We start from the raw sequence: 26233 nt of genomic DNA on the forward strand, positions 1-26233 counted from the left end.
ACCAAGTGGAGGTGGGCAGATGGCTAAATACGAGATCTTATTTAAACAATTGCGACTAGCAATCTTACGTGGCGAGTATGCGCCTAACGATCGATTACCAAGCGAAAATGCAATTGCCATCAAGCATGGTGTTAGTCGTATCACGTCTAAGCGGGCATTGAACGAATTGGCCGCTGCCGACCTCGTTTATCGCGTTCGTGGTGGGGGAACCTTTGTTAAGCCTCACAAGAGTACTACTCAACGGCAAATCTTACTGGTACTGCCATTCCCAGAAACAACGTCCTTTGGGGACTATCCAAGTGGCATTCAAGGGACGCTAGCCGGTACGACTTGGCAGTTAAAATTGATGGCTAACGAGCGTTTTATCCAGCTTAACTTAGACGAACTAGCTTCTCAATACGCAGGTATTATCTATTATCCACAAAACTTAGCTACCGAGCTGCCAATCTTAATGCGGCTATACGCGCAAAAAATGCCACTAGTCGTCCTTGATAAACAACCGGCTGCACTTGCCGTTCCCAGCGTTACAAGTGATAACGTCGCTGGCGGTAAAATTGCCTGCGAACACTTACAAAGTCGTGGCCACCACCGAATTGCCTTCTTACCAGAGACGCCATTTTGGCAAACATTTACTGGTACTGTCAGTGATCGTTTTTTAGGCTACTTCAACCATCTAAAGCTAGCTACTAGCGATGCCGCATTGCCTTTACGTTGGGCGCAAGCCTTGCAGGCTTGTACGACGGCTGTTCAATTAAAAGCCTATATCCAAGCACAGAGAATCACCGCAATTATTGCAGAAAACGATGTTGTGGCCCTACGCGCGTTACAGCGACTTCAAGAACTTACTTCCAATAGCGATACCTCAATTGCACTGGTTGGATTCGACAATTTACCCGCAGCTGCCCGAAATAATCCCGCACTAACTACGGTTGTCCAAGACTTTGCTGCAATTGGCGCTAAAGCCGTCGAAGCACTACTCGATCAAATTAATAATCCTGAACATCTTTTTGATGATCAAATCGTTGTTGGCGTCAAGCTGATGGTCCGGTCATCCACTAATCAATATTAGTCATATTTATTTTTCTAGGGAGGTCATGTTGATGGAAACGCAACAACTATTATCAATTTATCCGCAAGCCACGATTTCTCCTCGACCCTCTGTGGCTAAAAATATGGTCTGTGTGGCTATTGATGCCGGCAAATACATTTGTATTGATACTACAAACCTGAGTAATCGCGAGTTGTCACTACTAGAATTATTAACCCATACTAAATCAAACGCGACAACTGGCGATGCATGGTCAGAATTTTTGACAGGCCGCCACACGACCGCCCCGCAGACGACCGCAAAAAAGTTACAACTACTACAATTTAGAGTACGCTTCACCGAACGACATGCCGACCGTTCGCAATGGTTGAGCGCTATCGCTGACACCTTCGAACACGTCTTACACCGCGCTTTTATCACCGCTGACTCTGGATATCTTTTGCTAACAGAGTCATTAACCGATACCAGTGCTGACTTAGCCAGTCTTTTAGCCCTTATTGACAATGATTTTTATACTAATACCCATTTATTCATTGGTAGCACACATAGGTCGAGCCAAGACCTACCAACCACCTTCGCTTTAGAACAACAATTATTCTCACAGAATCAGCAAGACACGATTGTCACCCTTAGTAGCAGTCTTTTACCCTTTTTAGTCAATCAGCACCAACCTGAACTGCAAGCCTTGCGCAATAGTCTCTCCCTGGATTCCGACAATAAGCAGCTAATCCGCGCGCTTTATCATACCCAGGGCAACGTCCGCCAAGCAGCTAGCAAGTTATTCCTACATCGTAATACTCTACTCTATCGAATCGAGAAGTTTGAACGTTGTAACGGTTTAAATCTTAAGAATATGGATGATCTTGTGTATTGCTATTTGCTGACATTGGGGCAAGTTATTAATCAAGTGGAGAAATGAATAGAGTAGCTGCCATTAGCCCATATGATTCGATTAAAAATACGACATTAAATAATATTAGTGAACACCTTATCAGTATAAAAGTACAATAACATAGCGTACTTTATGTAATCTTGGACTAGCATAGCTAGGTTAAGGCTTTCATATTTCTCTTTCACAAAGAACATAGTATTTCAAACTAAAATATCTGTCGTCAATAATCAAGTTTCAACTTGATTACCTGACAACAGATATTTTAAGATCAGAACTTTATTCAGCTATAATCCGTACCACGCTACCGACTTTAAAATCAGGATAATCGCCCTGCTCAACATATAACGTCCCAGGCAATTTAGCCTCCTTTGCACCCGTAAAACTAATAGCCGTATGGCCTAATCTTCCAAGGTTAGTCTGGACTTCGCCACCAACTGCTGTAATTTGATAGACTTGATTGTCGACTTCAAGTTTCATTCCTGCTGTGATTTGCTCACTTATTGGGACAACTTCGATAATAAAGCAAGAAGGCCGTAATGCGTCTGGAGCTTCATCACCAAATAATACTGCCATGCCAATCGATTTAAAATCAGCAGATTCCGCACCTATTTCTAAGACCTTTGTTGAAAAGATAATTCTCTCTTTTGTCATCATACAATACACCTCAAACCTTCTAAAAATTTATTTTGAATATAATCCAAAACTTGCAATCCAAGCAATAAAGACCCGCGGAACGCCGTTGATAAACCGACTATATAACACTGATGGCACCCCAACTTCAACCGTCTTAGAATCAGCCTCAGCTAGTCCTAAGCCAACTGGAATAAAGTCACAACCATTTTGCGTGTTAATCGCGAATAATGCTGGTAATGCATACTGTGGTGGAATATTACCTTTCCCGATTTCAACGCCAATCAAGGTCCCGATAACTTGACCGATAACTGCGCCTGGCCCAAGCAATGGAGATAAGAATGGTAATGAGCAAATAAATCCTAAAACCATCAAGCCCCAGACATTGCCTGCTAACGGCTCCATGATACTGGCAAAAACCTTACCAATTCCAGAGCCATTAATAATCCCAATAATTAATGCCACAAATGCCATAAATGGAATAATAGTATTAATAACTGTTTGAACAGCATCTTTTGCGGCCTGATTAAACGTCGAAACGACTCGCCCAGCACCAATCCCAATCTTAGTTAAGATCCCAGGATTTTTTGTTTGTGCTGTTAGTGTCTTTGTATTATCGAATTTCGTATCGTCATCTACATTCTCAAATTGGTTAGCGCTTTCATTTTGACTGTCAGAAAATTGCTCCTCCTCAGATGTTACCAACATAATCTGATCAACATCTACATTGGAAACATAATTAGCTTCATTCATAAATTGCGCTAAGGGACCGCTCTTACCAGTCGGTAATACGTTAATTGTTTTGATACCCTTCTTGGGATAAATTCCACACCTTAATGTCCCACCACAGTCTACAACCGCTAATGCTGTTTCTTCATCAGGAATTGACGTCTTAAAGCCATCAACAGCTTCCATTCCTGTCAACTTAGCAATCTTATCAACAATTGCTGGTTTATTACCTCCAGTGACATAAACAAATTTATGCTTCGTGATAGTTGGTGTAATAATTAGCGGGCCGCCCCAGCCACCAGAGCCTTTAACAACTTTGATACTATGATATTCCTTTGCCATGATCTCGTTCCTCACTCTCTCAATTAGCCGTTAAATTCAACTTTCTTGGACAAGGTAATCCCTTGTTGTTTGCAAACATAGGCTGTTGTAAAGTCAGTAATCCAACCACCGATAAAGTTCATTACTAGGCCGACTAATAGATATCGAATCGCCAAATCCATTGTATTCAATCCCAACTTCTGAACCCCTTGCGCAATCCCTAACCAAATGAAATACTCGGAAGGATTGATATGTGGGAATACCCCATTACTAGTGTGGCAAAATTGAGCAATCGATGCATACCAACTAGGTTTATAGTATTCTGGCAAGAACCGTCCCATTGAGTGCGCCATAGGATTACCGAGCATAAATGCCGAAACAAACGGTAAAATTAAATAACGGGTTACAGGATTCTTTGACGAAGCTCTGGCCAACTTGGCCATCTTCTTGTCACCAACAAAGGCAATAATCGCGTTCATCAAGACTAACAGCAATAGCACAACAGGAATAATTGATGTCATCCATCCAATTAATGTTTTACCACCACTCTGAAACAGCCCCATAAAGCCCGAGGCCAAATCTGTGACTACTTTCATAGTATTAATGCTCCTTTACGTTCACTTGTTTTTTTCGCAAACTTGCTAAGCCTTTATAATAAATAGATTTCAGCTTTTCAATCATTGGTAGGCTCCAAATTTTGACACTACCATCGAAATCTTGTGGCGTTAGCTGATTTGCTTTGTAATTTAAATAGTTCTTATAGGCATCCAATAGACAAACTCGCGTTAGCTTATCGAATTGTTTTAATTGCTGGTATGAAGCAGCAATTTCCGCAATATTTTTCTGCCGCAGTTGATGCAATTCCCTAAACTTTGCAAAAATCGTAACCCCCTTCATCATTTGAGCCTCTAAGATCGTGCCGTCATCCTTTATCGCTAATAGAATTAGTGTCCCCGACCGTAATTTTTTAGGATTTTTGCCAATTGCTACTGGCGCTAACACTCGTAATTGATGAAAGGTTTTAGAAAAATTCTTAATTTGTCTTAGTCCAAGGAAACCTTGTAATAGAAACGCACTGACTAGGATCACGCCAAAATAAATTAACATTAAATCGCCTCCATCAACTGATTTAATCCTTGATTTTCATCATAATTTTTCAAGTTATTATAAATATTGCTGTTAGCTGTGATACTGCGAATTAGATCGTATACTTGTGCTAATATTTTGCTTAATGTTGCATCTAGTTTATACGGAATTGCGACCAAAAAAACCACGTTTACCTTTTGATTATCGAATACTACCGGTTTTTCAAACACTCCTACTGTTACAAGGATTCGATTTAGTCCAGATTTATCAATAACGTGTGGCAATGCAACCCCATCACCAAAAATACTACTCGATTGTTGCTCTCGATTAAGCCAAGCTTGCATAAAATCTGGTGTCAGTTGACCATGTTGTATCTCTTGATTAATTAATTTTTTCACTCCAGTGACGTAGGTCTCCTGTTCATCAAACTGCGTGACATCAAATCGACACTGCCCCTGATTAACAGCTTCATCAACCAACGAAATTTGAAGACGTTCACGTAACGTTCCTTGATTAAAAATAGAATTCAACCGAATAATAGGCGCGTGGTTAATTAATTCATTATCTGTTAAAAAACTGTTAGAAAAAATCAGTAAATATTTTTCTGGACTCTGCTCCCATTCACTAATTGAGTTAAAAACATCAATCTGCAAATCATCATCTAACATTTCTTTCAATTTCTCGGAAATAAACTTTTTCATACTAGTATTAATGGGCTCAACTAGTGCAACCCGATGAATAATTGGCGCTGCCATGTATTCTTCAAGCTCCATCTGAAAATAGACTGTTAAATAACCAACCTCCTGGGAACGAATCCGAATATTCAATTTAGTGGCAATGGTTGATAATGTTAATTGCGCTAACTCCGTTGAAACTGGATACTTACTTAACATGTCTACCGAGATAAATCCTTCTGACTTGACATCAAAAATAGCCCGATTAATGAGAAATAATAAATGATATCGCAACTCCATCAACAGCCGTTTAAAGTCCAAATTCACATCTAATTTTTGCTTAAGGATTGGAAAAACCGACTGCATTAAATCCTCAACTTCGACCAATCCCACTTGAACTAACTGATTATCATCCTTCGGTAGCTTTCTAATGTTTAATGGGTATGAAATAAACTCCCATTCGCTAGTGCTTAACGAGCTACCAATTATCTCAGTAACTAGATTCCGCAAGCACGCCATCGTTACATCACTAAGAAGTGGATGATAGTTATTAATACGATCATTGATTTGAATGTTATATTTACGTAACCAATTAATAACTGCAATATTTCTTTTAACCATGGTCACAGTATCATTATTATGATCAAGTTTTTTAACAAGATTAAGCAATTTGACATCTGTCGCTTTATCCCAGGTTGCTTCCAGTTCGTAGTATTTCCCGACTAAAGTTCGTGTAATTACTGCATACATATAATCATGTTCAACCGCTAAATGAATCCCACGATTAGTTTTTGTCTCAATTCTGACTTGGTAATAATCAAGCTGTTGTTTGAGCGCTTTTAAATCCTTATTGATAGTGCCACGACTCACAGCCAATGATTCTGCCAAATCATCCAGAATAACGTAATCCGTGATTTGCTGTAACAATTCTTTTAAAATCGTTGCTTGTCGCTTTGAGGGATCATTGAAATCTAAATCCTTTTTCAAAAAATTAGTTTGTAGCTTAGCCATGGCAGAATAATTATTGATAACTAGGTAAAACTTGGCTTGATTAACGTTGATTTTTGCAATACCCACCAAATAATCATTGATTGCACGAATATTCTTGGTAATTGTGACTCTCGAAACAGAAAAATGGGATTGTAATTCTCTTAGTGTCAATGCATCATTATTAATAAAAAAGTTTAATATTTCAAAACTTTGCCTATCCATTGCCTCACCATGCCCCCAACTAAAATTTAAAGGTTAACCACGACTCTTGCCTCCCGCAACGTTAATCGTAACCCCGGTAATGTAACTGGCACGTTCTGATAGTAAATAGTTAACTGCATCCGCAACTTCTGATAGTTTGCCACTCCGACCAAGAGGTGTGGTTGACGTACTCTTATAGCCTGCCCGAATGTCATCAACAGTTTTATGCCGGGTATAAGCTAACGCCTCTTCATAAGAGCGTGTTCTTAGCCCAGTAGCTTCCATAATACCTGGCGCGACACCAACGACCCGAATATTATGTTCACCTAATTCTTTAGCCCACGAACGAGTGAACCCATTAATCGCTCCCTTAGTTGCTGAATAAACACTCTGTCCTTGTGAACCTTCAAGTCCAGCTTCTGAGGACATATTAACAATAACACCGTACTGTTGCTTCTCGAATTGATGGGTAACTGCCTGCGATACAAGGAAGACGCTTTTCACGTTCACGGCAAACATTTTCGCAAAATCCGATTCTGCAAATTCATACTTACCGTGAGGATCCTTGGCGTCAGCCAATAAACGTGGCAAATTGATACCAGCATTATTTACAAGCCCGTCAATTTTTCCTTGTTCATCAACAACCTTTAAGACCAGCCGATTAACCGCTTCCGCATCTGTGACATTGGTTTCAACAAAGTGTAAATTATCATTTTGCTGATCACCTTGATTGAGGTCAGCATTATAAACAATCGCCCCGTTATTCAATAATTCAGTTACAATTGCTTTACCAATACCGGATGAGCCCCCAGTAACAACGTATACCTTACCCGAAATATTAATCCATGAATTATTCATCAAAATCGCTCCTTAATCATTTCTTTTCTTCACAGATAAATATATACGAAAGCGCATACATTATTAATGCACTCTTTTTTCATTGGCTTTTTAAATTAATGGACTAATGATTCATCAAACATTTAGATGTCTGATATAAACTATAAATATTATGCCGAATTATTTTCATTATCGCCATATCATAAAGCAAATTTTGTAATCGACCATTGTAATCAATAACCGTAAAAATAGAGTCGCTTTAAAGAAGCGTATAACTCCTTCAAAGCGACTCTATTAAATAGTCTTATAGCCATATTAATTTGTTTTAAATCGTCACCGTAACAGCTGCTGCCGCAATAATTAGTATCAGTCCACCAATCGTGACCCACATTTCTTTGGTAGTCTTCTTTTGGCCTAAGAACCAAATACCGGTTAACGTTGCCAATACAACGGAGGTTTGTGAAAGAATAAAGCCGGTTGCTAATCCGTTCATATTTGGTTGCGCAGAGATTAAGTAAGTCAACGCCGCAAACGCGAAGAAGAAACCTGAGATGATGTGCGTGTATGACACCCCTTCAACGAGGGCTAACTTTTCACCTCGTGATGCTAAGAACAGGGCATATACGATCGAAACAATAACCATCCCAATTGCTTGGGGAACGAAGGCTTCCTCCCCACCAATATTGGTTGCTTGGGGCGCAGCCGAATAAGCCCAGTACCCGATTTCACCAACTGCTAACCAGATAACAGCTTGGCGTAAGGTCCGGGCGTTACCTGCATCCTTATGTTCAGACCACACTGTTAGCCAGGCACCAATGATAATTCCAACTAAGGCTAGGCCACCCAAGACCTTGTCCATTGCCCCAGGCCAGTCACCTAAGGCGAAGACGCCCCACAGTGATGCGCCCAACAGCTGGAAGGCCGTCGTAATTGGCATTGCTCGTGAAGAACCAACCATCGTAAACACTTTAAATGTCACGATTTGGGCACTTGCCCAACCGATCCCTGATAGAATTGAAAACCAGAGATTCATGCCGCTTGGAAAAGCAATCCCTTGCACCCATGCATAAATCAGCGCAAAGATTAACGTTCCAATAGTTGAACCCAAGATCTGATTAACAGGCCGACCACCAATTTTCGACGCAATCGTGGGGTAAAGTCCCCAACCAAGTAACGGCCCTAAGCCAATTAGTAAAGCGGTAGTATTCATTCCAATCCCTCCATTAATCACCAACTACTTTAAAAAGTAACGCCACTTTCCAATAGAATATTTGAATAAGGTGTCATTTCACCAGTCCGAACAAAGGCCTTGCAGTCAGCCAAGTCCTTCTTCATTTCTTCATGTGGAATGAAGGTAATTGGGGTGTCTGGTAAGCGCTTCTTGATGGCCGTCAACATCTTAGGATTTTGAACTTTAATTTCTTCTGCCAAATAGATTCGTTGTACTTCAAGCTCTTCCAAGACGTTATTCAAGACTTGCATAAAACTAGGAATACCATTATCAACGGCTAAATCGATTTTTTCGGTTGAACTTGGTACTGGCATGCCAGCATCACCAATACTCAACTTATCGAAATGGCCCATCGTTGCAATAACTCGTGACAAATCTGAATTAATAACTTTTGTTTTTTTCATAATTATTTACCCTCCGCGGCTGTAATTTCATTTTTATAAGGAATTGATGGTTGCGCACCGAAACGTTGTACGGCAATCGATGACGCCCGGTTACCATAGCGAATCGCATCTTCAAGATTACTAAAATCTTTATTTAACACACTACTCATCGCGCCAATAAACGTATCTCCGGCTGAAGTCGTATCCACGGCTTCGACTTTAAAAGCTGGTACGATACCATGTCGCCCATCGATATCATAAAACGCACCCTTACTACCAATCGTAATGATAACAGCTGAAATACCGAGGGCGTGTAATGCAGCGGACGCCTTTAACATGCTGGCTTCATCGGTGATTGCAATCCCAGTCAAAGTTTCCGTTTCCGTCTCATTTGGTACAATCATGTCAGTAACTGCTAAAAGTTCAGCGGGGACTTTTTCCATGGCTGGAGCGGGATTCAAGATTATTCTTACGCCAGCGGCCTGTGCAATTTTAAAGGCTTCGACCGTACTATCGACAGCGCTTTCAAATTGTGCAACCACAAAATCACTAGTTTCAATGATATCACGGTGGGCTTCAACGTCTGCTGGCGTAAAGGCCATGTTGGCACCACCATGAATCATAATTTGGTTTTCACCGGCATCATCAACCGTGACGTAAGCTTGACCTGTCGATTGATTAGTCATCTTTGTGATCCCTGCCAAGTTGATCTTTTCCTGCGTCAATAAATCAAGCATGGTTTTACCAGCAGCATCGTCACCAACCGCACCAATAAAGTGGGTATTAGCACCAGAACGTTGCGCTGCGACGGCCTGGTTCGCGCCCTTACCACCACCGGCTGAAAAGATTTCCTTAGTGTGAATCGTTTCGCCAGGCTTTGGCATGTTTTCAACCCGAATCGTCCGGTCTAAGTTGATACTCCCAATAACGGTTACCGTATTCATAATGGTCCCTCCAAATAGTTAAATTAATCTGAATTTAGTTTTTATTAAAACGTTTTATGAAAACGTTTTAATAACTCGTAAAAAATATAACACATCTGAATAATTAATTCAAATGTGCCGTCGAATTTCTTTCAATTAATTTAACTGGTAAGTGGTGTTCTTCCCATGGCTGCTGCGGATTAGCAATACGGTCGAGTAACTGGTTGGCTGTCGTTTGCCCCAACTCAAAAATCGGTTGTGCGATGGTTGTAAGCTGTGGCGCGACATATTGGCACATTTCGACATCGTCATAGCCAATGACACTGTAATCATCCGGTATCCGCTTATCATGTTCAGCCATGCCTAAGTATACACCGAATGCGATTTCGTCATTGACTGCAAAGATCCCCGTAACCCCAGTCGCCAAAATTTCCGGAACAACTTGGCGACCACCCACTTTAGAAAGCGGCGTCGCGATGACATGTACCGCTGTCCGCGGATACACACTATAAAAACCACTAAGCCGCTTTTGGACATTGGCTGACGGTTTTGCTGGAATAAGAACGGCGACTTGCCGGTGTCCCAAATCTTTTAAGTGTTGAGCAGCTTGCCGCCCCCCATCATAGTCATCAGTCAACACAGAATCACTGAACCCTTCGGCGCGCTTTTGGTCTAAGACGATAAATGGGTGACCCTTTTGCCGTAGAATATCATTAATCGCATTATTGGAAACGGCCGAACTTGCGATAATAAAGCCATCCACACCCCGGCGGCTGAGTTCATCCAAATAGACGCGTTCTTTGTCTTCATCCAGATCAGCATTACACAACATCGTGATGAAATTTTGCTGATACAAGACATTTTCAATGCCTCGAAGTAGCTCACCAAAAAAGGGATTCCGGATATCAGGCACAAGGACCCCAATTGTTTTGCTGGTCTTCTTAATCATCCGCTGAGCAAAGTAATCGGGCTCATAATTTAATTCATCCCGGGCCGCTTCCACCTTAGCAACCGTCGCCGCACTAAACTTATCACCATGCCCGTTTAAAATTTGTGACACGGTCGCAATTGAGCGTTCTGCAAGGCGCGCAACATCTTTGATTGTGACTGCCTTATTTTTCATGGGCTTCTCCTCCGTAAAATTAACTCTTGCATTATTGTAGCCTAGAACGCCGAATTTTCCTAACCGAATCTCAAAAATATTTAGTACACCTATAAGTATATCTATATAGTGTGCAAGCCGATAATTTATCCATATCAAGTCTTCATTTTCTCCTCCTCTGAAAACAAACAGTAAAAACTTTCCAGGTAGTTATTCTAAAACCACATGACAAAAAAGCCCGCGCTCATCATGAGCGCGGGCTCCCTTAATTCACAAAGGGCTATTTTTCAGTACCTTGGCCGTCCCATTCACGTTCAATAATCGCCTTTAATTCACTGATTAAAGGTTCGCGTGGGTTAGCGGTCGTGCATTGGTCTTCATAGGCCAGTTCGGCTAATTCGTCGACGGTGGCGTCAAAGTGCTTCTTTTCGACCCGGTTAGCTTTCAAGGATAAGGTCACATCCATTGAGTGAGCCAAGTCAATGTAAGCTTTAACTAAGCTTTCTTTGAGTTCTTCGTCGGTCTTGCCTGGTAACCCTAAGGCCCGGGCAATGTTGGCATAGTCGGCTAAGGCAGTATTATGGTTGTACTTCGGCCACATTGCTAACTTCGTTGGGATTTCAGCATTGTAACGAACGACTTGCGGATAAGTGATCGCAATTGCCAATCCGTGTGGTAAGTTGAATTCCCCGCCTAATTTATGGGCGATCGAGTGGTTGATACCCAAGAAGGCATTGGCAAAGGCCATCCCAGCTAACGTTGAGGCATTGTGCATCTTCTCACGAGCCATCTTGTCACCATCATAAGAAGCTTTCAAGTACTTGAAGGCTAATTGCAAGGCTTGAATTGACCAGCCGCGTGTGAAGTCAGAAGCCATCGTTGAAACATATGCTTCGGTTGCGTGGGTAATTACGTCGAGACCAGTCCAAGCCGTCGTCCGCTTTGGCACCGTTTCAACAAATTGTGGGTCAACGATCGCAATATCTGGTTGCATTGCGTAGTCCGTAATCGGGTATTTGACGTGCGTCTTGGAGTCCGTAATAACCGCGTATGGCGTTACTTCAGAACCAGTCCCAGAAGTCGTTGGAATCCCAATATAAGTTACTTTTTCGGATACTGGTACTTTGTACGTCCGCTTCCGGATATCCAGGAACTTCTGTTTAGCACCTAAGAAGGAAGCTTCTGGGTGTTCATAGAAGAGCCACATCCCCTTAGCGGCGTCCATTGCAGAACCACCACCGAGTGCAATGATTGTATCTGGCTTAAAGGCCTTCATCCGGGCAACCCCTTTGTAGACTGTGTCAGTCGACGGGTTCGGTTCAACTTCTGAGAAGATGTCGATATCAACCGGATCAGTCCGCTTGTTCAAGACCGCCGTTACTCGATCAGCATAGCCAAATTCAACCATCCCAGGATCACAAACTAGGAAAACCTTCTTAATCCCGGCCATGTGTTCCAAGTAGCGAACGGAATTGCGTTCGAAGTAGACTTTGGGAGGCATTTTGACCCATTGCATGTTATTACGCCGTTTTGCCACAGTTTTGATATTAATCAGATCCATATCTGTAACGTTATGAGAAATCGAGTTGCCACCATATGATCCCGTGCCCAGAGTTAATGAAGGCGCCATGTTATTGTAGATGTTACCTAACCCACCAACTGAAGATGGCGTGTTAACTAAGATCCGGCAAGCTGGCATTTGTAAGCCAAATTCTTTGACCAATGCATCATCGGTCGTATGAATCCCAGCAGTATGGCCTAAGCCACCATAGTGAAGTAATTCATTAGCCCGTTTGAACGCCGCTTCATGCGAATCCGCTTTGTAAACGGTCAGAACTGGTGATAATTTTTCGCCGGATAATGGGTACTTGATACCGACACCATTAATCTCCGCAATCAAGACCCGGCAGTCCTTAGCGACATCTTTCAAGCCAGCCATTTGTGCGATTTGATAAGCTGTTTTACCAGCAACTGGACCACGAACTGTGTGCCGGTTAGGATCAATGACAGCATCACTCAAGGCTTGCACATCTTTAGGTTTAACGTAGTAGCAACCCAAACGAATAAATTCAGCTTTAACTTCAGCATAAATTTCCTTGTCGATAATGGCACTATTTTCAGAAGCACAAATCATCCCATTATCAAACGTCTTCGATAAAACAATGTCGTTAACCGCCTGCTTAATGTCAGCTGTTTTTTCAACATAAGTTGGGCCGTTACCAGGACCAACACCCAGTGCTGGTTTACCTGATGAGTAAGCGGCTGTCACCATACTTGGACCACCGGTAGCCAAGATCGTCGCAACATCCGTATGGTGCATCAAGGCGTCGGTTGCTTCAATGCTTGGGTGTTCGATGTATAAAACAGCATCAGCTGGACCACCAGCAGCTTTAATCGCTTCCCGCATCACATCAGCAGCCGCAGAACTACATTTCTGAGCTTGAGGATGGAAACCAAAGACGATCGTGTTACGCCCCTTTAATGAGATCAACGTCTTGAAAACCGTTGTTGAAGTTGGATTCGTTACGGGTGTAACCCCGGCTACGATACCAACTGGTTCAGCAATTTCCATTAGTTGCTCTTCATCGTCTTCTTTAATGACGCCGACTGTCTTATCATGGCGCATGCTGTTCCAGATATATTCGCTGGCGTAGATGTTCTTAATCGCCTTATCTTCAACAACACCCCGACCGGTTTCCTCAACCGCCAACTTGGCTAACTTCATATGATTGTCCAGTGCGGCAACCGCAACCTTTTCACATAAATCATCGATTTGTGCTTGGGTATATGACTTCAAAACAGCTAATGCTTTCTTAGAACGTTGAACTAATTGATCAACTTCGTCAGTAACTTTGCTTGTTTGATTTTTTTCTGTCTTAATCATGAAGTGCTTCCTCCGTTCAATTCCTTTGTGAATTAATTTACAAACTTTATTATAGCCATCCTTGCTCATAATGCAACAAGAATTTGAAAAATTATTTAATATCATCCAAACAGTACACTTATAAACTCATGTTTAGCAGTATTTATAGCCAATAAAAAAATTCAATTGTTAAGTTCATTAATGAACAATAGCAGTCAAAAACAACCGCAAGCTCCTCATTAGCCATGATGAGCTTGCGGTTGTTAAAATTTCATCAGCTTGGATCTTAATCCCTGTCCCGAGTCTTGATTACCGAACAACGATAACTGAAATAGGTGCTTTTCGGGCCAAACGCGGACCAATTGCCCCAGCAATCTTAGAATGTGGAAATTCAGTATCGGCACCGGTCACTAATAGATCTGGTTTAAATTCTGGAATAACTTGCTCTAAAATGACGTCATCCACATCACCGCCTTCATAGACAAGCGGCTCTACTTGATTAACGCCTCGTTGTTCAGCAAGCTGAACATACTCAGCAACAACATCTTCAACGTGTTTCCGTTTAGCTTGGATCTTCGACGGTGTTAATGAATCAAAGATATTGATATCTTCGCTTTCCAGCACCGAACAAATTCCTAACGGAACATCATAGTCGTGGGCCAAAGTCGTTGCGTATCGAAACGCACGTTCTGAAGAGGTATTATCGTCCTCATCAACGGTCAGTAAAATTCGCCGATAGACAAGTGGCTCTTGCATTTTTTGATTTTCCATAGTTAATCTCCTCATTGAAGTGAATTGATATTGACCACTGCCATTATACCAGTTTCAGAATTCAAACGGCACCATTTCTCACACGCATATAATCATAAGCTGATTTCCTTCAAACGCCGCTCTAAATAATTAAGGGTAGCTTTTAACGCTATGATTCCAGCCACCAGTTAGAGTGGCAGCACTCTCCCCATTACTCCGGTAAGGCTTTCAACGTCTGCTTCAACCAATTCACATAGTAGTCTTCTCGTCCGATCGCATGTTGTAAGATCAAATAGTGACCATAATGTTGCTTAGCAGCTTTAGCTTGCGGGAAAACGGTCGCCAATCGCTGTTGTAAGTGTGCTAACTTAGCTGTGTGCAGGGTGAGCTGTTCCTGTAACATCGCTAGTAGGCGTGGATCACGATCCGTTTGAATAAAGTATAGTTTTAAAATAAATTCATCTTTCGTAGCGGTTAAGTCTGGTGTACCGACACTGATCCACTCATGTAACAGCTGCCGACCAGTTGCGGTGATGTGGTAGAGTTTCTTTTCAAGTTTTTCGCCACTGACCGTAATTTCATGCGTGACGTAACCTTGTTCTTCTAGTCGTTTCAATTGCGGATAAATTTGACTATGTTGAGCTTGCCAGAATTCACCGATCTCGTCATCAAAGGCTTTAGTTAGATCATAGCCCGTTAATGGTTGCTGGTTTAATAACCCTAGAATAATAAATTGTAACTTGTTTTTTTGCGCCATTGGAAATTCCTCCTTGACGATTCCTTGATAACAGTATACACTAACCTTGTTGTTTAAAACATGTAATAAATTACATGATTAAAATGACATATTAGACATAAGGAAGGTAATTCTAATGACAAAAACTTTTAAAACACTTGATGACTTTCTCGGCACACACTTTATCTACACTTATGATAACGGCTGGGAATACGAGTGGTACGCCAAGAACGACCACACCGTTGATTACCGAATCCACGGTGGGATGGTTGCCGGTCGTTGGGTCACTGATCAAAAAGCTGACATCGTCATGTTGACCGAAGGCATTTACAAAATTTCTTGGACTGAACCAACTGGGACTGACGTTGCACTAGACTTCATGCCCAATGAGAAGAAACTACACGGTACGATTTTCTTCCCAAAGTGGGTTGAAGAACACCCTGAAATTACGGTCACTTACCAAAACGAACACATCGATTTAATGGAACAGTCTCGTGAAAAGTATGCCACTTATCCAAAACTAGTTGTACCCGAATTTGCCAATATTACTTACATGGGCGACGCCGGCCAAAACAATGAAGATGTAATCAGTGAAGCACCTTACAAAGAAATGCCGAATGATATTCGCAACGGCAAGTACTTTGATCAAAACTACCATCGTTTAAATAAGTAATGTTTCACGTGAAACATTCTGGTCTACAAATTGGATAATTAGCAGTCTGTCCAATCTTTGAAAATTACTAATCATCTGAAAAACATTCATTTAGCAACACTTCAAAAAGGCCTTCATAAATGTCATGACATTTATGAAGGCCTTTTTCGTAATTATTTTACTTAGGCTTCTGTTACATCCAGCGCAACCTGTCCCAGCCCGGCATCGAAGTCGGCTTGCCAGTGCCCCGCGGTCAAATGTGGTGGTAGGACAAACGTCCCCGACGAAACTCGTTGACCAGCCGTTAATGTCTTACCTTGCTCTGCAAGCTTGCCGACTAACCACTTCAATGACTCAAGCGGGTTACCCAACACTTCACTCGCTTGACCAGTTTTAACCGTTTCCCCATCATGGACTAGCGTACACTTTGGCGTTGCCACTGCATCAGCTGAAGCGAATAACTCGGCAGTCTCCCGTTCAGTTCCATATACCACTAGCCCACCGACTGCGGCATCCGCGACCACCAAATTTTTAGGCAAATCGGGAAACCAGTCAGCAAAACGTGAATCTGGCAATTCAAGTCCCGGCGCGACAGTCGTTTTTTGCCATAAATCGGTCAATGAATCGGTGGTTGACAGGTCTTCTTTAGCCTTAAAGACCAACTCCACTTCGACGAGTGGGTCCATTAGTTGCCCGCGTCGAACCGTGGTTGGTGCCGCCAAAAAGTGATCTGCAACCTGGACACCGTACAGCGGCGTATGAGCATCAAACATCTTTTGAGTTTCCGCACTCGTCAACGAGACCTTGTATCCACCAACCGGCTGCTGTTTTAAGGCCGTTAATGCGGCTTGAACTCGATACGCAGCGTCTTCGTCAACGACACTACTTGTAAAATCAGCCATTGTTAACGCATGCTGTGTCTGATAGGCCGTAAATAGCTGTTGTGCAACTTGAGTTTCTGTTTCTGTGGTGGTAGTTGTCATTATAAAACCTCCATTATGTGTTTGTGGTTACTGTTATCCTAATATGTGTTCGTAATGAGGCCGTCTAACCATTGCTAATACGTTAACTCATTACAATTAATCTAGTTGTCACTTCATTATTTGGATGTATTCAGTGCGCCAGCTAATTGTACGGGCGTCTTAAATACGAATTATTAAGACTACGGGTCATAAATATCGTTCATGTTAAAACTATGTGTGCCTAAACGTATAAATTGCACGTTGCTAAAACTATGTGTTAATCGATACACGTGGTATCGTATGTGATCTACCCGGAGTACTCAGTTATACTATGTGTTTTTGATTCCTTGTTGACCTATGTGTTACTCGAGGAGCAAGTCCTCGTGCGACTAGTTACCATTGCCCACATTTGTTGGTAACTAGCCACCTGAATGTCCGATTCCATACTCCTCACCACCTTTAAATCATAAAAAAACGTCCTTTAACTAACTCCTATGAGTTAATTAAAGGACGTCCAGAACGGGTTACCACCTTTATTCGCGACTACTTCACAATAGTCACCTTAGTACGTACAGCAATTGCGATACGCCGGTACATTAATGGGTACCATCCAGCACCATCTCCACGAATTTCGAGGCGCAACTCCAAGGTGATCTATGTTAAGTGGTATTGACTGCCTTACACCAATCCGCAGCTCGCTAACTAACCAGCTTAACACCGTTCCTTATCACGGTTTTTAATCTAAATTTAATTAATGATTAGATTCTAGCGCCAGATTATCACAATGTCAACCTTAAAATTAAAAATAAATTAGATTAATTAAGTTTGCGCTCATTGGCCATAACATCCACTAATGCCACGTACTGCTCAGTATGCGTATCACGCAACGTATAATTTGGTGGGAGCGCGTCCGCATCTGCTTTGACAATTCGAAACCCTACTTGCGCATAAAATCGCAGGGCATTTTCGTTGGCCATCACACACTTCAACGTGAGTGGTTCGGTTGCATACTGGCGCATTTCTGTCAGTAGCCGTTCACCAACTTTCAAGTGGCGGAAATCTGGGGCCACAAAAAGCAGATGAATGAAGTTGGCCAGCCGGTACAACGAACAAAAGCCAGCCCGCTGACCATCAATCCACGCGACCAGCACGAATTCACCACGGCTGTCTTCGTTAAAATCTTGCAGTTGTGGATCAGTGACCCATGGAAAATCTTGCTGACGGTCCACTAAATATATTTCAGCCAGCGCTGCTTGATCCGCAGCTGTTGCCGGTTTTATCTCAATTCGTTTGGTCATCCTGCGCCCTCCCCCATTTAATGATTCTCATTATGACGTTAGTTGTTGAGAATTTCAAACATTAATCGCCTTAATCTATTCATCAAAGCTAGCTTTCAACTACTGACAAGCGTTATAATGTTAGGCAATACTTTCACCAAATGAAAGCGGGGGAAAAATGAAAACCGCAATTGTAACGGATAGCGCAAGCTACCTCTCAGCGGCCGATGTTGAAAAGTATCATATTCACGTCGTCCCAATTACTGTTATTTTTGGTCACCAAACCTACTTAGAAAACGTCGAAATAACGTCCAAAGAATTTTATGAACGAATGCGTACCGCGCCTGAGTTACCAACGACCACTCAGATTACCCTTGGTCAGATGCAAACGACTTATGATCAGCTGGCAAAGGCGAGCTATGATGCTGTCATTAGTATCCATCTTTCTTCTGGTATCACCAGCTTTATTACTAATCTCGAAAGTTACCTGCCAAACGTAACCAACATCAAGGTTTATCCGTTTGATTCACTAATTACGGCTGGTGGAGAAGCTTACATGGTCTTGTTAGCTGCTAAATTAGTCGCTGAAGGATACTCACCCGAACAAGTTATTGCTCAGCTCAAAAAAATCCGTGAAACAACCGGCGTATATTTTGTTGTCGCTAATCTCAGTCACTTGGTTCGGACTGGTCGGCTCTCAAACGCTTCTGGACTCGTTGGCAACCTCTTACGCATTAAACCCGTTTTGACCTTTCAAGATGGCAAGATCGTCGCTATTCAAAAAGAACGAACGATGCGGCGGGCATACGCAGCCATCAAAGCCAAGCTGGCTGCTGAGATTGCTGCCGTTGACTATCCACTTCGCGTCACAATCGAAAATGGCAACAATCCGAAACTCCAAGCCGAATGGACAGCTGACTTGAAGGCTAGCTTTCCTGATCTCACCATCGATGAAGGCGAGATTGGTCCCGTCGTTGGGGTTCACGTTGGAGAAGGCGTCATGGGACTGATTTGGGCGCGTGACTGGGAAAAATGGACCATTTAGTTCACCATTATCAACCCCTGATAATTCATCATGACAGTCAAAAAACAACTTTTGCTCCTCACGACGAGCTGAGGAGCAAAAGTTGTTTTTTGCATTGCCTTATTTCCGTTTCTTGCCTTATTTCCGTTTCTTGCCTTTTTTCTTTTTCTTGTTCTTTTTCCGCTTTGTGTTGGGCTGTTCGGCCGATTTAGTCAACAACTTCCGTGCCTTTTTGATCAACTTAGATCGTTGTTTGGTATCCAGCTGTTCCCACAATGTTATTAATTCGGGGTCAACGGCAGGGGTTGGCGTGACCGATACTGGAATCGGTACCGCTTCCGGGGCCACCGCTGTTGCAACATCAGTCGTACCTAGCAGCCAATCTGGCGACACATTCAGTACTGTCGCTAACGCCGTAACCTTATCATGTTTAGCCACGTATTTATTACTTAACCACTGGCTGATTGATGAACGACCAATTCCCGTTTGTTTAGATAACTGAGCAGAGGTTATGTTCGCTTGTTGCATCGCTTCTTTTAATCGTTCTGAAAATATTCCCATCACATTACCCTCCTAGTGCAACGGATCCCATGCGGGTAGCCGCTGTGCACGTTCGTTAAGCAGCGCCTGAAATTCCGGTGCCAAGAAATGCTTGTGAACAACTACTTCATAGACGTACTCATTAAACCAATCTTGGCTCATTACGAAGTAGCCTTGATCACCTACTTGCTCACCCCAACTATTTTCGACCTTCCACTTAGTTGGCGTATCAGCCACTAAATCAACGCCGGTTAACGTCATGGCATGGCTAACTTCACCTTCACCTGTTAACAGCCGTTACGCCTTAGTCAGATGATCGTTGGTTCCAAATAACTTGCCAGTTTCAAATAAATGGGCATCCAAGTATCCCGTCTTCCGGTCCATCTGTCGCAACACATCGTTGCCAAACCAAACCGTTTCGCCAGCCTGTAACTGTTGCACAGCAACGTCCGTCAGCACACCCATATCAAGGTTCAAAAATTCGATAGGCTTACCACCAATCACGTTATCCTCGTCTGGCAAGCTATAAAGTCGATTAAACGGCTTATCTGGTGAATTAGTAACGACCACGTAATCATCCAGATCAGTTTCAAAGTAGTCCTGATAGAATTGCTGAGGCGTTAAATTAGCCGTACGATGGTACTGTTGCTCATCATCACGATATTCTAAATCAAAGCTAGTTGGTGGTTCACCAAATGAGTACGCCGTCATCCGATAGACCGTTTGCAACATTGATTTCTCCAGTGATTGTAGCTCGGCCTCGCTTGCACCATCCATCACGAGTTGCCGAAGTTTTAACCCATCTTTACGAAGCTGCCGTGATAAACTGGCTTGAAATGCCGTCGTATTATCAGTGTTGAAGGACTCTGGCATCACACTAGCTGGAACGACACCATACTTTTGAACCAAGCTGGCCGCCATCGCCCACTGACCACCATCTTCGCCCGGATTAGCAAATAAGAACTGAACAAGCCGGTCATCAATCGGCTGACGCGCCGTTTGTTCAACATTCCGATAAAAAATATTAGCCCTTTCAATCTTATCCCAGAAAAACAAATAGTTTTGTGATAACTCAAAGTCTTTGACGTGATACCGGGTCGCAAACTTATGCCGGAGCGTGTTTAATAATGAAAACTCCCAGCAACGACCGCTGTGCTTCTGATTACTGACCTTACCCGTTAGTACTTCAACAGAAAAAGTCCGCGCTAAGCGACTCGCAGCTTGATTATCAAAACTTGCAGCCTCAATCCCATTCTTCGTAATCGCTCGCGTCAATACTGGTGCCATTCGATCCTGCGCATGCGTTGTCCGTAAAGCGGCAAGTGCATCCGGTGTTAGTTCAGTTGCCATATTTACCAGCCTCCATCGTGATACTTGCCATTATTCTAGGCTTATTGACCATTAAATTCAATTTAGATGCTACCTTTTGTTTGCTTTTCTGAACAACATTAGTCACTTTAACCATCCCACGTTGTTCTCCCTGTAAAGAATGACTAACCAACTTAGTTCCCCCCTACCATTCAGTTGGTGAGCATACAAAAAAAGCGCGCTCACTAACGAGTCGCGCTGGCTGCTATTCAGTAACTAATTGAATTAATATTATGGCGCTTAGTTTTATTCGAGTCCCAAAATGGCACTTTGACCACGCCCAATACCTTATTGGCTGGGACAAATCCCCAGTAACGACTATCATTTGACACTGACCGATGATCACCTAACACAAAGTACGAATGCTTAGGGACCTTAGTTGTTTTCAGATTCCAACTGTAACGGTTCTCCAGCGTACTCAAATCCCAATTTGTCGTTCCCTGCGTCCGCTCATACTGACTGATGAACTTCTGCGGGACAAGCTTGCCATTGACATAGAGTCGGCCGTCTTCAGATTTAACTGTATCACCGGGCATTCCGATCACTCGTTTGACATATTTGACCGTCTTGGAGCGTGCGTCTGGATCAACTTGATAGGCGTTAAAAACGATGACACTGAGGTGCTGAATCTTAGCTGTCTTGACCACGGCGACGCGCTCATTGTCATCTAAGTTAGGTTCCATTGACGGTCCATCCACCCGAACCATCGTAAAAATAAAGTGCCTGATCACCATGGCGACGAGTAACCCCACTACAATTGGTAGTACCCAGCTCATAATACTCTTAAAAGTTTTCATCAAACGTTCTCCCTTACCCCGCTATAACTTCCAATCATTATAGTCCAATCAACTCAGCTTGTCTGGTATTGGTGAATCGTTTTTACAAATTTATAAGTAACCTTGCAACGATATCACACTAAAATGACCGCCAAAACAATCTTGACGGTCATTCATAATTTCCTTAATGACTAACTAACACATCTTGATGACATCTTTCTTCCACTCATCAAGATTGTGGTGTATCTTGCAAACTCCAATTGATCTTTCCATGATAGGATCCTGCATACAATTCGGGCTGAACATCGAGAAAAATACCTTGTCGCGCTTGCCAGGTTGCTGCAATATTTGTAGTTTGTTGATTAGGATTTGTATGTGTGCCATGGCCTACCAACGTTTCCTGATTGGTCATCACATGTTTTTGACCAGCAGCATCAATATAGACCAAATCCCCAATTAATGAGTGTTGAGCAGACTTCATTTTAGTTGCGGTGGCATACACATACCACTTTGAAGCAACTGATCGCGTATCATGAACCTCAATTTGCCACTGATTTGTGGGCGATAATAAGCGCTCGCTGTGTGGAATCGTGTTACTCCGAAAACGCATTTGAGCATTGATTTGACCAAACATGAGTCCTGAATTTACATTAACTGTTAACGTATCAATATTAGATCGTTGGCCGTGTTGATCTGACACCCACACTTTCACATCATTAGGCCCTTGTTTAAGCGATTCAGTGGGTAATTTCAGATGAAAATACCCCGCCTTATCTGGCTCATTCACCGAACCATTAGCCTTATAATTAGCGATGGGCGTTCCATCAGCATGGGCAAAGTGGATGGTTAGTGCGTTATTTTTTAAAACAACATCGCGATCAAAATCATTCTGATCAGTCCCCAAGATCATTCCGGTCACTAATACCTTGCGTCCCTTAGCGGTTGAAAAGGTATGACCATTAGTTAAAAACAAGTTGAGCTTAATCGTCGCATCCGTTCGTGGAGTTCCGTTATTAATCACCGTTTCAGTGTGCCCTGGAATATCATCATACGCATTTGTTTCCGTTACCATCAAGTGACCATTACCGCTAAAGCATTTCATCTGCCAGCGCCCCTCATGATCGACTCGTGTTTTTTTGATCTGATTACCAAATTTAGCCGTGATTAGATCACCACCTTGTGTGCCCGTCCCGGTAATGATGCGCTTATTAGCCTCAAATCCAGTAATATGTGGTGATAATTTAATCTGACTAACCATTTGACAGTACTGCTTCGTTACCATGTAAGCAGGCAGTGTTCGAATGGGATTACTGCTCGCATTAGTACTGCTCTTATTACCAATCCAAACCGGCTGACCTGCTTTGATTCCATGCGTCTTGATAGTATCTGTTCGATGCGGTCGCCAAACTCGATTATTGATATTATAAGCCAGGAAAGTTGCACCATACTCTTTGCCTTGGCGATTCAAAACCAGATCCCATAAATTATATAATCCCTTACCATTCGGCGAATGTACTACACCTTTCCCTAAAGTAATTTTCACTCGACTAGTCTTGTGCGTCATGTGACCATCTCGCACATAATTAGCCGCAATGTGTGTAATGGGCCATGGCACTCGACCAATTGTTCGTTGTTCGAAATTAGTTGTAATATCCTGCATCGCACTGGTCGGCTCATCGACAACCTTTGCCTGCCCATTAACAGCCATGAGGCAAACTACCAATAACAGCCCACCCACGACCAACGTGCCAGTAAGTAACCTTCTCACTTCTACGGTCCCTCCTTACCTAGCAATAGCTTTCTTTATTAAACCAACGGATAACCATCAATAATATCAGTAGCACGCTACCGAAACTCGCATAAAACCAGGTTAAGAGCTGCTCATCAGTCTGTGGCAATTGATAATACCCCTTTGGTCTTGTCAACGTCTTTTCTGTCACCACACGATATGGCCTGGTCCCATTAGGAATCTTAACGTTGCGATTATCTATCTGTTGCTGAGTTCTCTGACCAGCATAAAAGCTAACGGTGACTGTTGACCGCCCCCCAACGGCCGCAACTCCCGTTATTGTTAACATTATTAAACTGATTAAAATGGTTGCTACACACACGCTAAACCGTTGCACCATCCTACCCCCATTAATTAACCTAATCCTTCGACCGCCGTTGTCGCCGCCATAGCCAGACGATTACGCCTAACCCTAACCCCAGTACTAGCATTGAAATTGCGCCAATTCCAATTAGCATCCACATACTAACCCCCTTATTATCAATTGACTCATGATTATATTTTTGAGCTGCTGTCATACTAATATGAAAATCTCGTTTAAATCGCCAATGATGACGCTGATTATTAACCGTCATTTGTAACTGATAATCACCCGGTTGTAATTGTTGTGATCCTAATGGCATTGGTGCTTTAAAAACTGTGTTTGGCGCCATCATGACACCCGTTTTCGTATTCTTAATAATGACCTTTTGATGCCGCTTATTAATAATCACCGTTCGGATTTTTAAATTCGGAATGATTCTTGCGACAGGATTACGTAGCGCAACAATAATGCTTCGATGATAATTGTTCAAGCCAGCTTTCACCGGCCCTAGACACAAATTAGGAATTGGCAATTTTCCTGAAGATAATTTCAACCCAATAACATACGAATACTCATTCTTAACGTTGATACTTTTCTCCGTTACTCCTGTTACCTTGTCATCAACCCGTTTAAAATACCATCCACCCAACAAGACGCCATTTACTGGCTGCTTAGGTAACTTCACCTTGATTGCGACCGTTTTGGAGCCTTCAGCCGGAATCGTTATTGTCCGCTCACCCTGAATTGTGGCTAAATCACTGACTCGGTATTTTAACGACTGATCGTACGATTTGGCCGGATTAATATATTCAATCGTCCCATTAGTATTCGTATACGCGGTATGAATAGCCGTTCGAACCTTAATATCCTTATTAGTGACATTGTAAATGACTGTCCGTAACGTCTGCTGTTGACCGCTTGCCATTTTCAAATCAAAAAAAGAATTTTGTTTATGAATCTGATTTTTTGGTATCTCAGCGGCAACACTAAAACCGACATTGTTGTTGTGGACCGATTGTTGCCGATTAGCCGACACTCCTGTCTGTCCGATTAAAATACTAAATCCAAGACTCACACCCATTAGTCTTATGAATTGGATAACCACTTTCAATCTCAACACACCCCATATTATGACGCATCTTTTAAAGCTATCATTTAATAAAAGGGAAGCCACTGCTCGCGATTACATCAACGATTACTTTATCCATAATAACCGTTAGCCATCGCCATCTGCTTTAGCTTCCCCTCTTGGTTATATTCTAACTAACTTGCTGGTGTATCACTCAAACTCCAGTTCAAAGTTGTTTGGTACCCCTGCGCTTTAGCCGTGTTTGCCGGCACCGTTAACTTAACATTACTTGGATCAATTTGATCAACAGTTACACCAGCACCATGATCTTTCGCTGCCGATAATACTGTCGCCGAATTACCATCTAACACATTAAGAGCCTCAGTGGACTGCACGCCATTATTAGTTGCACCAGAATTAGTTACCGTACCTTTTGGTAGCTGAAGCGTTGCCCCTTTCATTACAGAACCGTCTGTACCAGTCAAACTACTCCCGGCAACGGCCAGTGTCCAACCAGCATTACTTCCTCGGACATCAGATACTTCTGTGACTGCTTTTTTGTTCCATAAGCCTGATAAATCCGAATCAGTTTCTGCGGCAGTGTACGTTTCTGGATTTAAAACATCGATCTCATGGCTTCCAAAATCTAATTTATTAGAAACGTAGATCAGCGATAAGCCGCCACCGGCTTTAGCACCGTTACCACTATCACCGCTATTATCAGGCTTATTGGGATTATCCGGATTAACTGGTGATACCGGACTACTATTTCCTTTAAACATCGCCTGAATATCAGTCGTACCAGTCGTATTGGCCGTACTATCTGCGTTGGGAGCAGCGGGCGTATCTGCCTGAGCGATGACACCCGAACTCACTAATAAACTACTTGCCACTAAAATACCACTGACTAACTTACTAACTCTTACCAACAATAACTCCCCCTTTATTTTGTAAACACTGTAAACAATGTTTACTAGTTCTGAAGTATAATACCTTAATTTAATTTAGTCATCATTAATTAAAGTGTTGTTGTTTTTTTAATGAAACGTGTACTAATTAAAAAGTAAGCTCACTAA

At 42.5% G+C, this 26233-nt stretch carries 25 protein-coding genes and 1 pseudogene; 4 read left to right on the top strand and 22 right to left on the bottom strand.

Annotated elements, in window-relative coordinates; translation table 11 throughout:
* Positions 1-19 precede the first annotated feature (19 nt).
* Entirely contained in the window at positions 20-1069 is a 1050-nt protein-coding gene (locus tag MZO41_RS02430; protein ID WP_003643602.1) for a GntR family transcriptional regulator, read from the top strand.
* Positions 1070-1100: 31 nt separating this feature from the next.
* The gene (locus MZO41_RS02435) at positions 1101-1967 is read left to right on the top strand and encodes a PucR family transcriptional regulator (RefSeq protein WP_013356081.1); all 867 of its coding nucleotides are present in this window, start codon (positions 1101-1103) and stop codon (positions 1965-1967) included.
* Positions 1968-2216: 249 nt separating this feature from the next.
* Here MZO41_RS02435 and MZO41_RS02440 read toward each other — a convergent pair whose 3' ends face one another.
* The 13 genes from MZO41_RS02440 to MZO41_RS02500 all read right to left on the bottom strand — a co-directional run bounded on the left by MZO41_RS02440 (position 2217) and on the right by MZO41_RS02500 (position 15417).
* On the bottom strand, positions 2217-2594 hold the full coding sequence (locus tag MZO41_RS02440; RefSeq protein WP_003641596.1) for a PTS glucitol/sorbitol transporter subunit IIA: 378 nt from the start codon (positions 2592-2594) through the stop codon (positions 2217-2219).
* Positions 2595-2621: 27 nt separating this feature from the next.
* Positions 2622-3641 (bottom strand): PTS glucitol/sorbitol transporter subunit IIB, encoded by a 1020-nt coding sequence (gene srlE / locus MZO41_RS02445; RefSeq protein WP_003641597.1) that lies wholly within the window; start codon positions 3639-3641, stop codon positions 2622-2624.
* 23 nt (positions 3642-3664) lie between these two features.
* Positions 3665-4216, bottom strand: coding sequence for a PTS glucitol/sorbitol transporter subunit IIC (srlA, locus tag MZO41_RS02450; RefSeq protein ID WP_003641598.1), 552 nt, complete (start codon positions 4214-4216; stop codon positions 3665-3667).
* Positions 4217-4220: 4 nt separating this feature from the next.
* Positions 4221-4727: a transcriptional regulator GutM gene (locus MZO41_RS02455; RefSeq protein WP_003641599.1), complete on the bottom strand. Its 507-nt coding sequence runs from the start codon at positions 4725-4727 to the stop codon at positions 4221-4223.
* Positions 4727-6592, bottom strand: coding sequence for a BglG family transcription antiterminator (locus MZO41_RS02460; protein ID WP_003641600.1), 1866 nt, complete (start codon positions 6590-6592; stop codon positions 4727-4729). The genes MZO41_RS02455 and MZO41_RS02460 overlap by 1 nt, the downstream gene beginning before the upstream one ends.
* Before the next feature lie 33 nt (positions 6593-6625).
* Positions 6626-7429, bottom strand: coding sequence for an SDR family oxidoreductase (locus MZO41_RS02465; protein ID WP_003641601.1), 804 nt, complete (start codon positions 7427-7429; stop codon positions 6626-6628).
* Positions 7430-7733: 304 nt separating this feature from the next.
* Positions 7734-8618, bottom strand: a complete 885-nt coding sequence (gene rbsU / locus MZO41_RS02470; RefSeq protein WP_003641602.1) for a ribose/proton symporter RbsU — start codon at positions 8616-8618, stop codon at positions 7734-7736.
* 29 nt (positions 8619-8647) lie between these two features.
* Entirely contained in the window at positions 8648-9043 is a 396-nt protein-coding gene (rbsD, locus tag MZO41_RS02475) for a D-ribose pyranase (RefSeq protein WP_003641603.1), read from the bottom strand.
* A gap of 2 nt (positions 9044-9045) precedes the next feature.
* Positions 9046-9966 carry a ribokinase gene (rbsK, locus tag MZO41_RS02480; RefSeq protein WP_058906956.1) on the bottom strand — a complete coding sequence of 307 codons (921 nt, stop codon included), beginning with the start codon at positions 9964-9966 and terminating at the stop codon, positions 9046-9048.
* Positions 9967-10069: 103 nt separating this feature from the next.
* Positions 10070-11068, bottom strand: a complete 999-nt coding sequence (gene rbsR / locus MZO41_RS02485) for a ribose utilization transcriptional repressor RbsR (RefSeq protein ID WP_003643604.1) — start codon at positions 11066-11068, stop codon at positions 10070-10072.
* 259 nt (positions 11069-11327) lie between these two features.
* Positions 11328-13931, bottom strand: a complete 2604-nt coding sequence (adhE, locus tag MZO41_RS02490) for a bifunctional acetaldehyde-CoA/alcohol dehydrogenase (RefSeq protein WP_013356084.1) — start codon at positions 13929-13931, stop codon at positions 11328-11330.
* A 288-nt stretch (positions 13932-14219) separates the two neighbouring features.
* Positions 14220-14681 (bottom strand): universal stress protein, encoded by a 462-nt coding sequence (locus MZO41_RS02495; RefSeq protein ID WP_003641607.1) that lies wholly within the window; start codon positions 14679-14681, stop codon positions 14220-14222.
* Between the two features lie 190 nt (positions 14682-14871).
* Positions 14872-15417: a PadR family transcriptional regulator gene (locus MZO41_RS02500; RefSeq protein WP_003641608.1), complete on the bottom strand. Its 546-nt coding sequence runs from the start codon at positions 15415-15417 to the stop codon at positions 14872-14874.
* A gap of 115 nt (positions 15418-15532) precedes the next feature.
* On the opposite strand from MZO41_RS02500, the gene MZO41_RS02505 reads away from it, so the two are divergent.
* Positions 15533-16069, top strand: coding sequence for a phenolic acid decarboxylase (locus MZO41_RS02505; RefSeq protein WP_003641609.1), 537 nt, complete (start codon positions 15533-15535; stop codon positions 16067-16069).
* 161 nt (positions 16070-16230) lie between these two features.
* Here the strand turns inward: MZO41_RS02505 and MZO41_RS02510 are convergent, their stop codons facing one another.
* On the bottom strand, positions 16231-17031 hold the full coding sequence (locus MZO41_RS02510) for a 2-keto-4-pentenoate hydratase (RefSeq protein ID WP_022638375.1): 801 nt from the start codon (positions 17029-17031) through the stop codon (positions 16231-16233).
* Positions 17032-17825: 794 nt separating this feature from the next.
* The gene (locus tag MZO41_RS02515) at positions 17826-18308 is read right to left on the bottom strand and encodes a GNAT family N-acetyltransferase (protein ID WP_003641611.1); all 483 of its coding nucleotides are present in this window, start codon (positions 18306-18308) and stop codon (positions 17826-17828) included.
* 157 nt (positions 18309-18465) lie between these two features.
* Between MZO41_RS02515 and MZO41_RS02520 the strand changes: the two genes are divergently transcribed.
* Positions 18466-19332: a DegV family protein gene (locus MZO41_RS02520; protein WP_128650841.1), complete on the top strand. Its 867-nt coding sequence runs from the start codon at positions 18466-18468 to the stop codon at positions 19330-19332.
* Positions 19333-19449: 117 nt separating this feature from the next.
* Here MZO41_RS02520 and MZO41_RS02525 read toward each other — a convergent pair whose 3' ends face one another.
* The 7 genes and pseudogenes from MZO41_RS02525 to MZO41_RS02555 form a co-directional block, all read right to left on the bottom strand.
* Entirely contained in the window at positions 19450-19872 is a 423-nt protein-coding gene (locus MZO41_RS02525; RefSeq protein WP_003641613.1) for a helix-turn-helix domain-containing protein, read from the bottom strand.
* A 12-nt stretch (positions 19873-19884) separates the two neighbouring features.
* Positions 19885-21201: pseudogene (locus tag MZO41_RS02530) on the bottom strand (C1 family peptidase).
* 227 nt (positions 21202-21428) lie between these two features.
* Positions 21429-22016, bottom strand: coding sequence for a signal peptidase I (gene lepB, locus MZO41_RS02535; RefSeq protein WP_003641616.1), 588 nt, complete (start codon positions 22014-22016; stop codon positions 21429-21431).
* A 208-nt stretch (positions 22017-22224) separates the two neighbouring features.
* Positions 22225-23763 carry a cell surface protein gene (locus MZO41_RS02540; protein ID WP_033098925.1) on the bottom strand — a complete coding sequence of 513 codons (1539 nt, stop codon included), beginning with the start codon at positions 23761-23763 and terminating at the stop codon, positions 22225-22227.
* 19 nt (positions 23764-23782) lie between these two features.
* Positions 23783-24073 (bottom strand): cell surface protein, encoded by a 291-nt coding sequence (locus tag MZO41_RS02545; protein ID WP_223843864.1) that lies wholly within the window; start codon positions 24071-24073, stop codon positions 23783-23785.
* A 70-nt stretch (positions 24074-24143) separates the two neighbouring features.
* A complete protein-coding gene (locus MZO41_RS02550) occupies positions 24144-25169 on the bottom strand; it encodes a WxLIP family cell surface protein (protein ID WP_003641619.1) in 1026 nt (341 codons plus the stop codon).
* A gap of 182 nt (positions 25170-25351) precedes the next feature.
* Positions 25352-26089 carry a WxL domain-containing protein gene (locus MZO41_RS02555; RefSeq protein ID WP_003641620.1) on the bottom strand — a complete coding sequence of 246 codons (738 nt, stop codon included), beginning with the start codon at positions 26087-26089 and terminating at the stop codon, positions 25352-25354.
* Between the last annotated feature and the right edge of the window lie 144 nt (positions 26090-26233).

Origin of the sequence: Lactiplantibacillus sp. C232 (assembly GCF_023806725.1) — a bacterium.
Classification (GTDB): domain Bacteria; phylum Bacillota; class Bacilli; order Lactobacillales; family Lactobacillaceae; genus Lactiplantibacillus; species Lactiplantibacillus plantarum.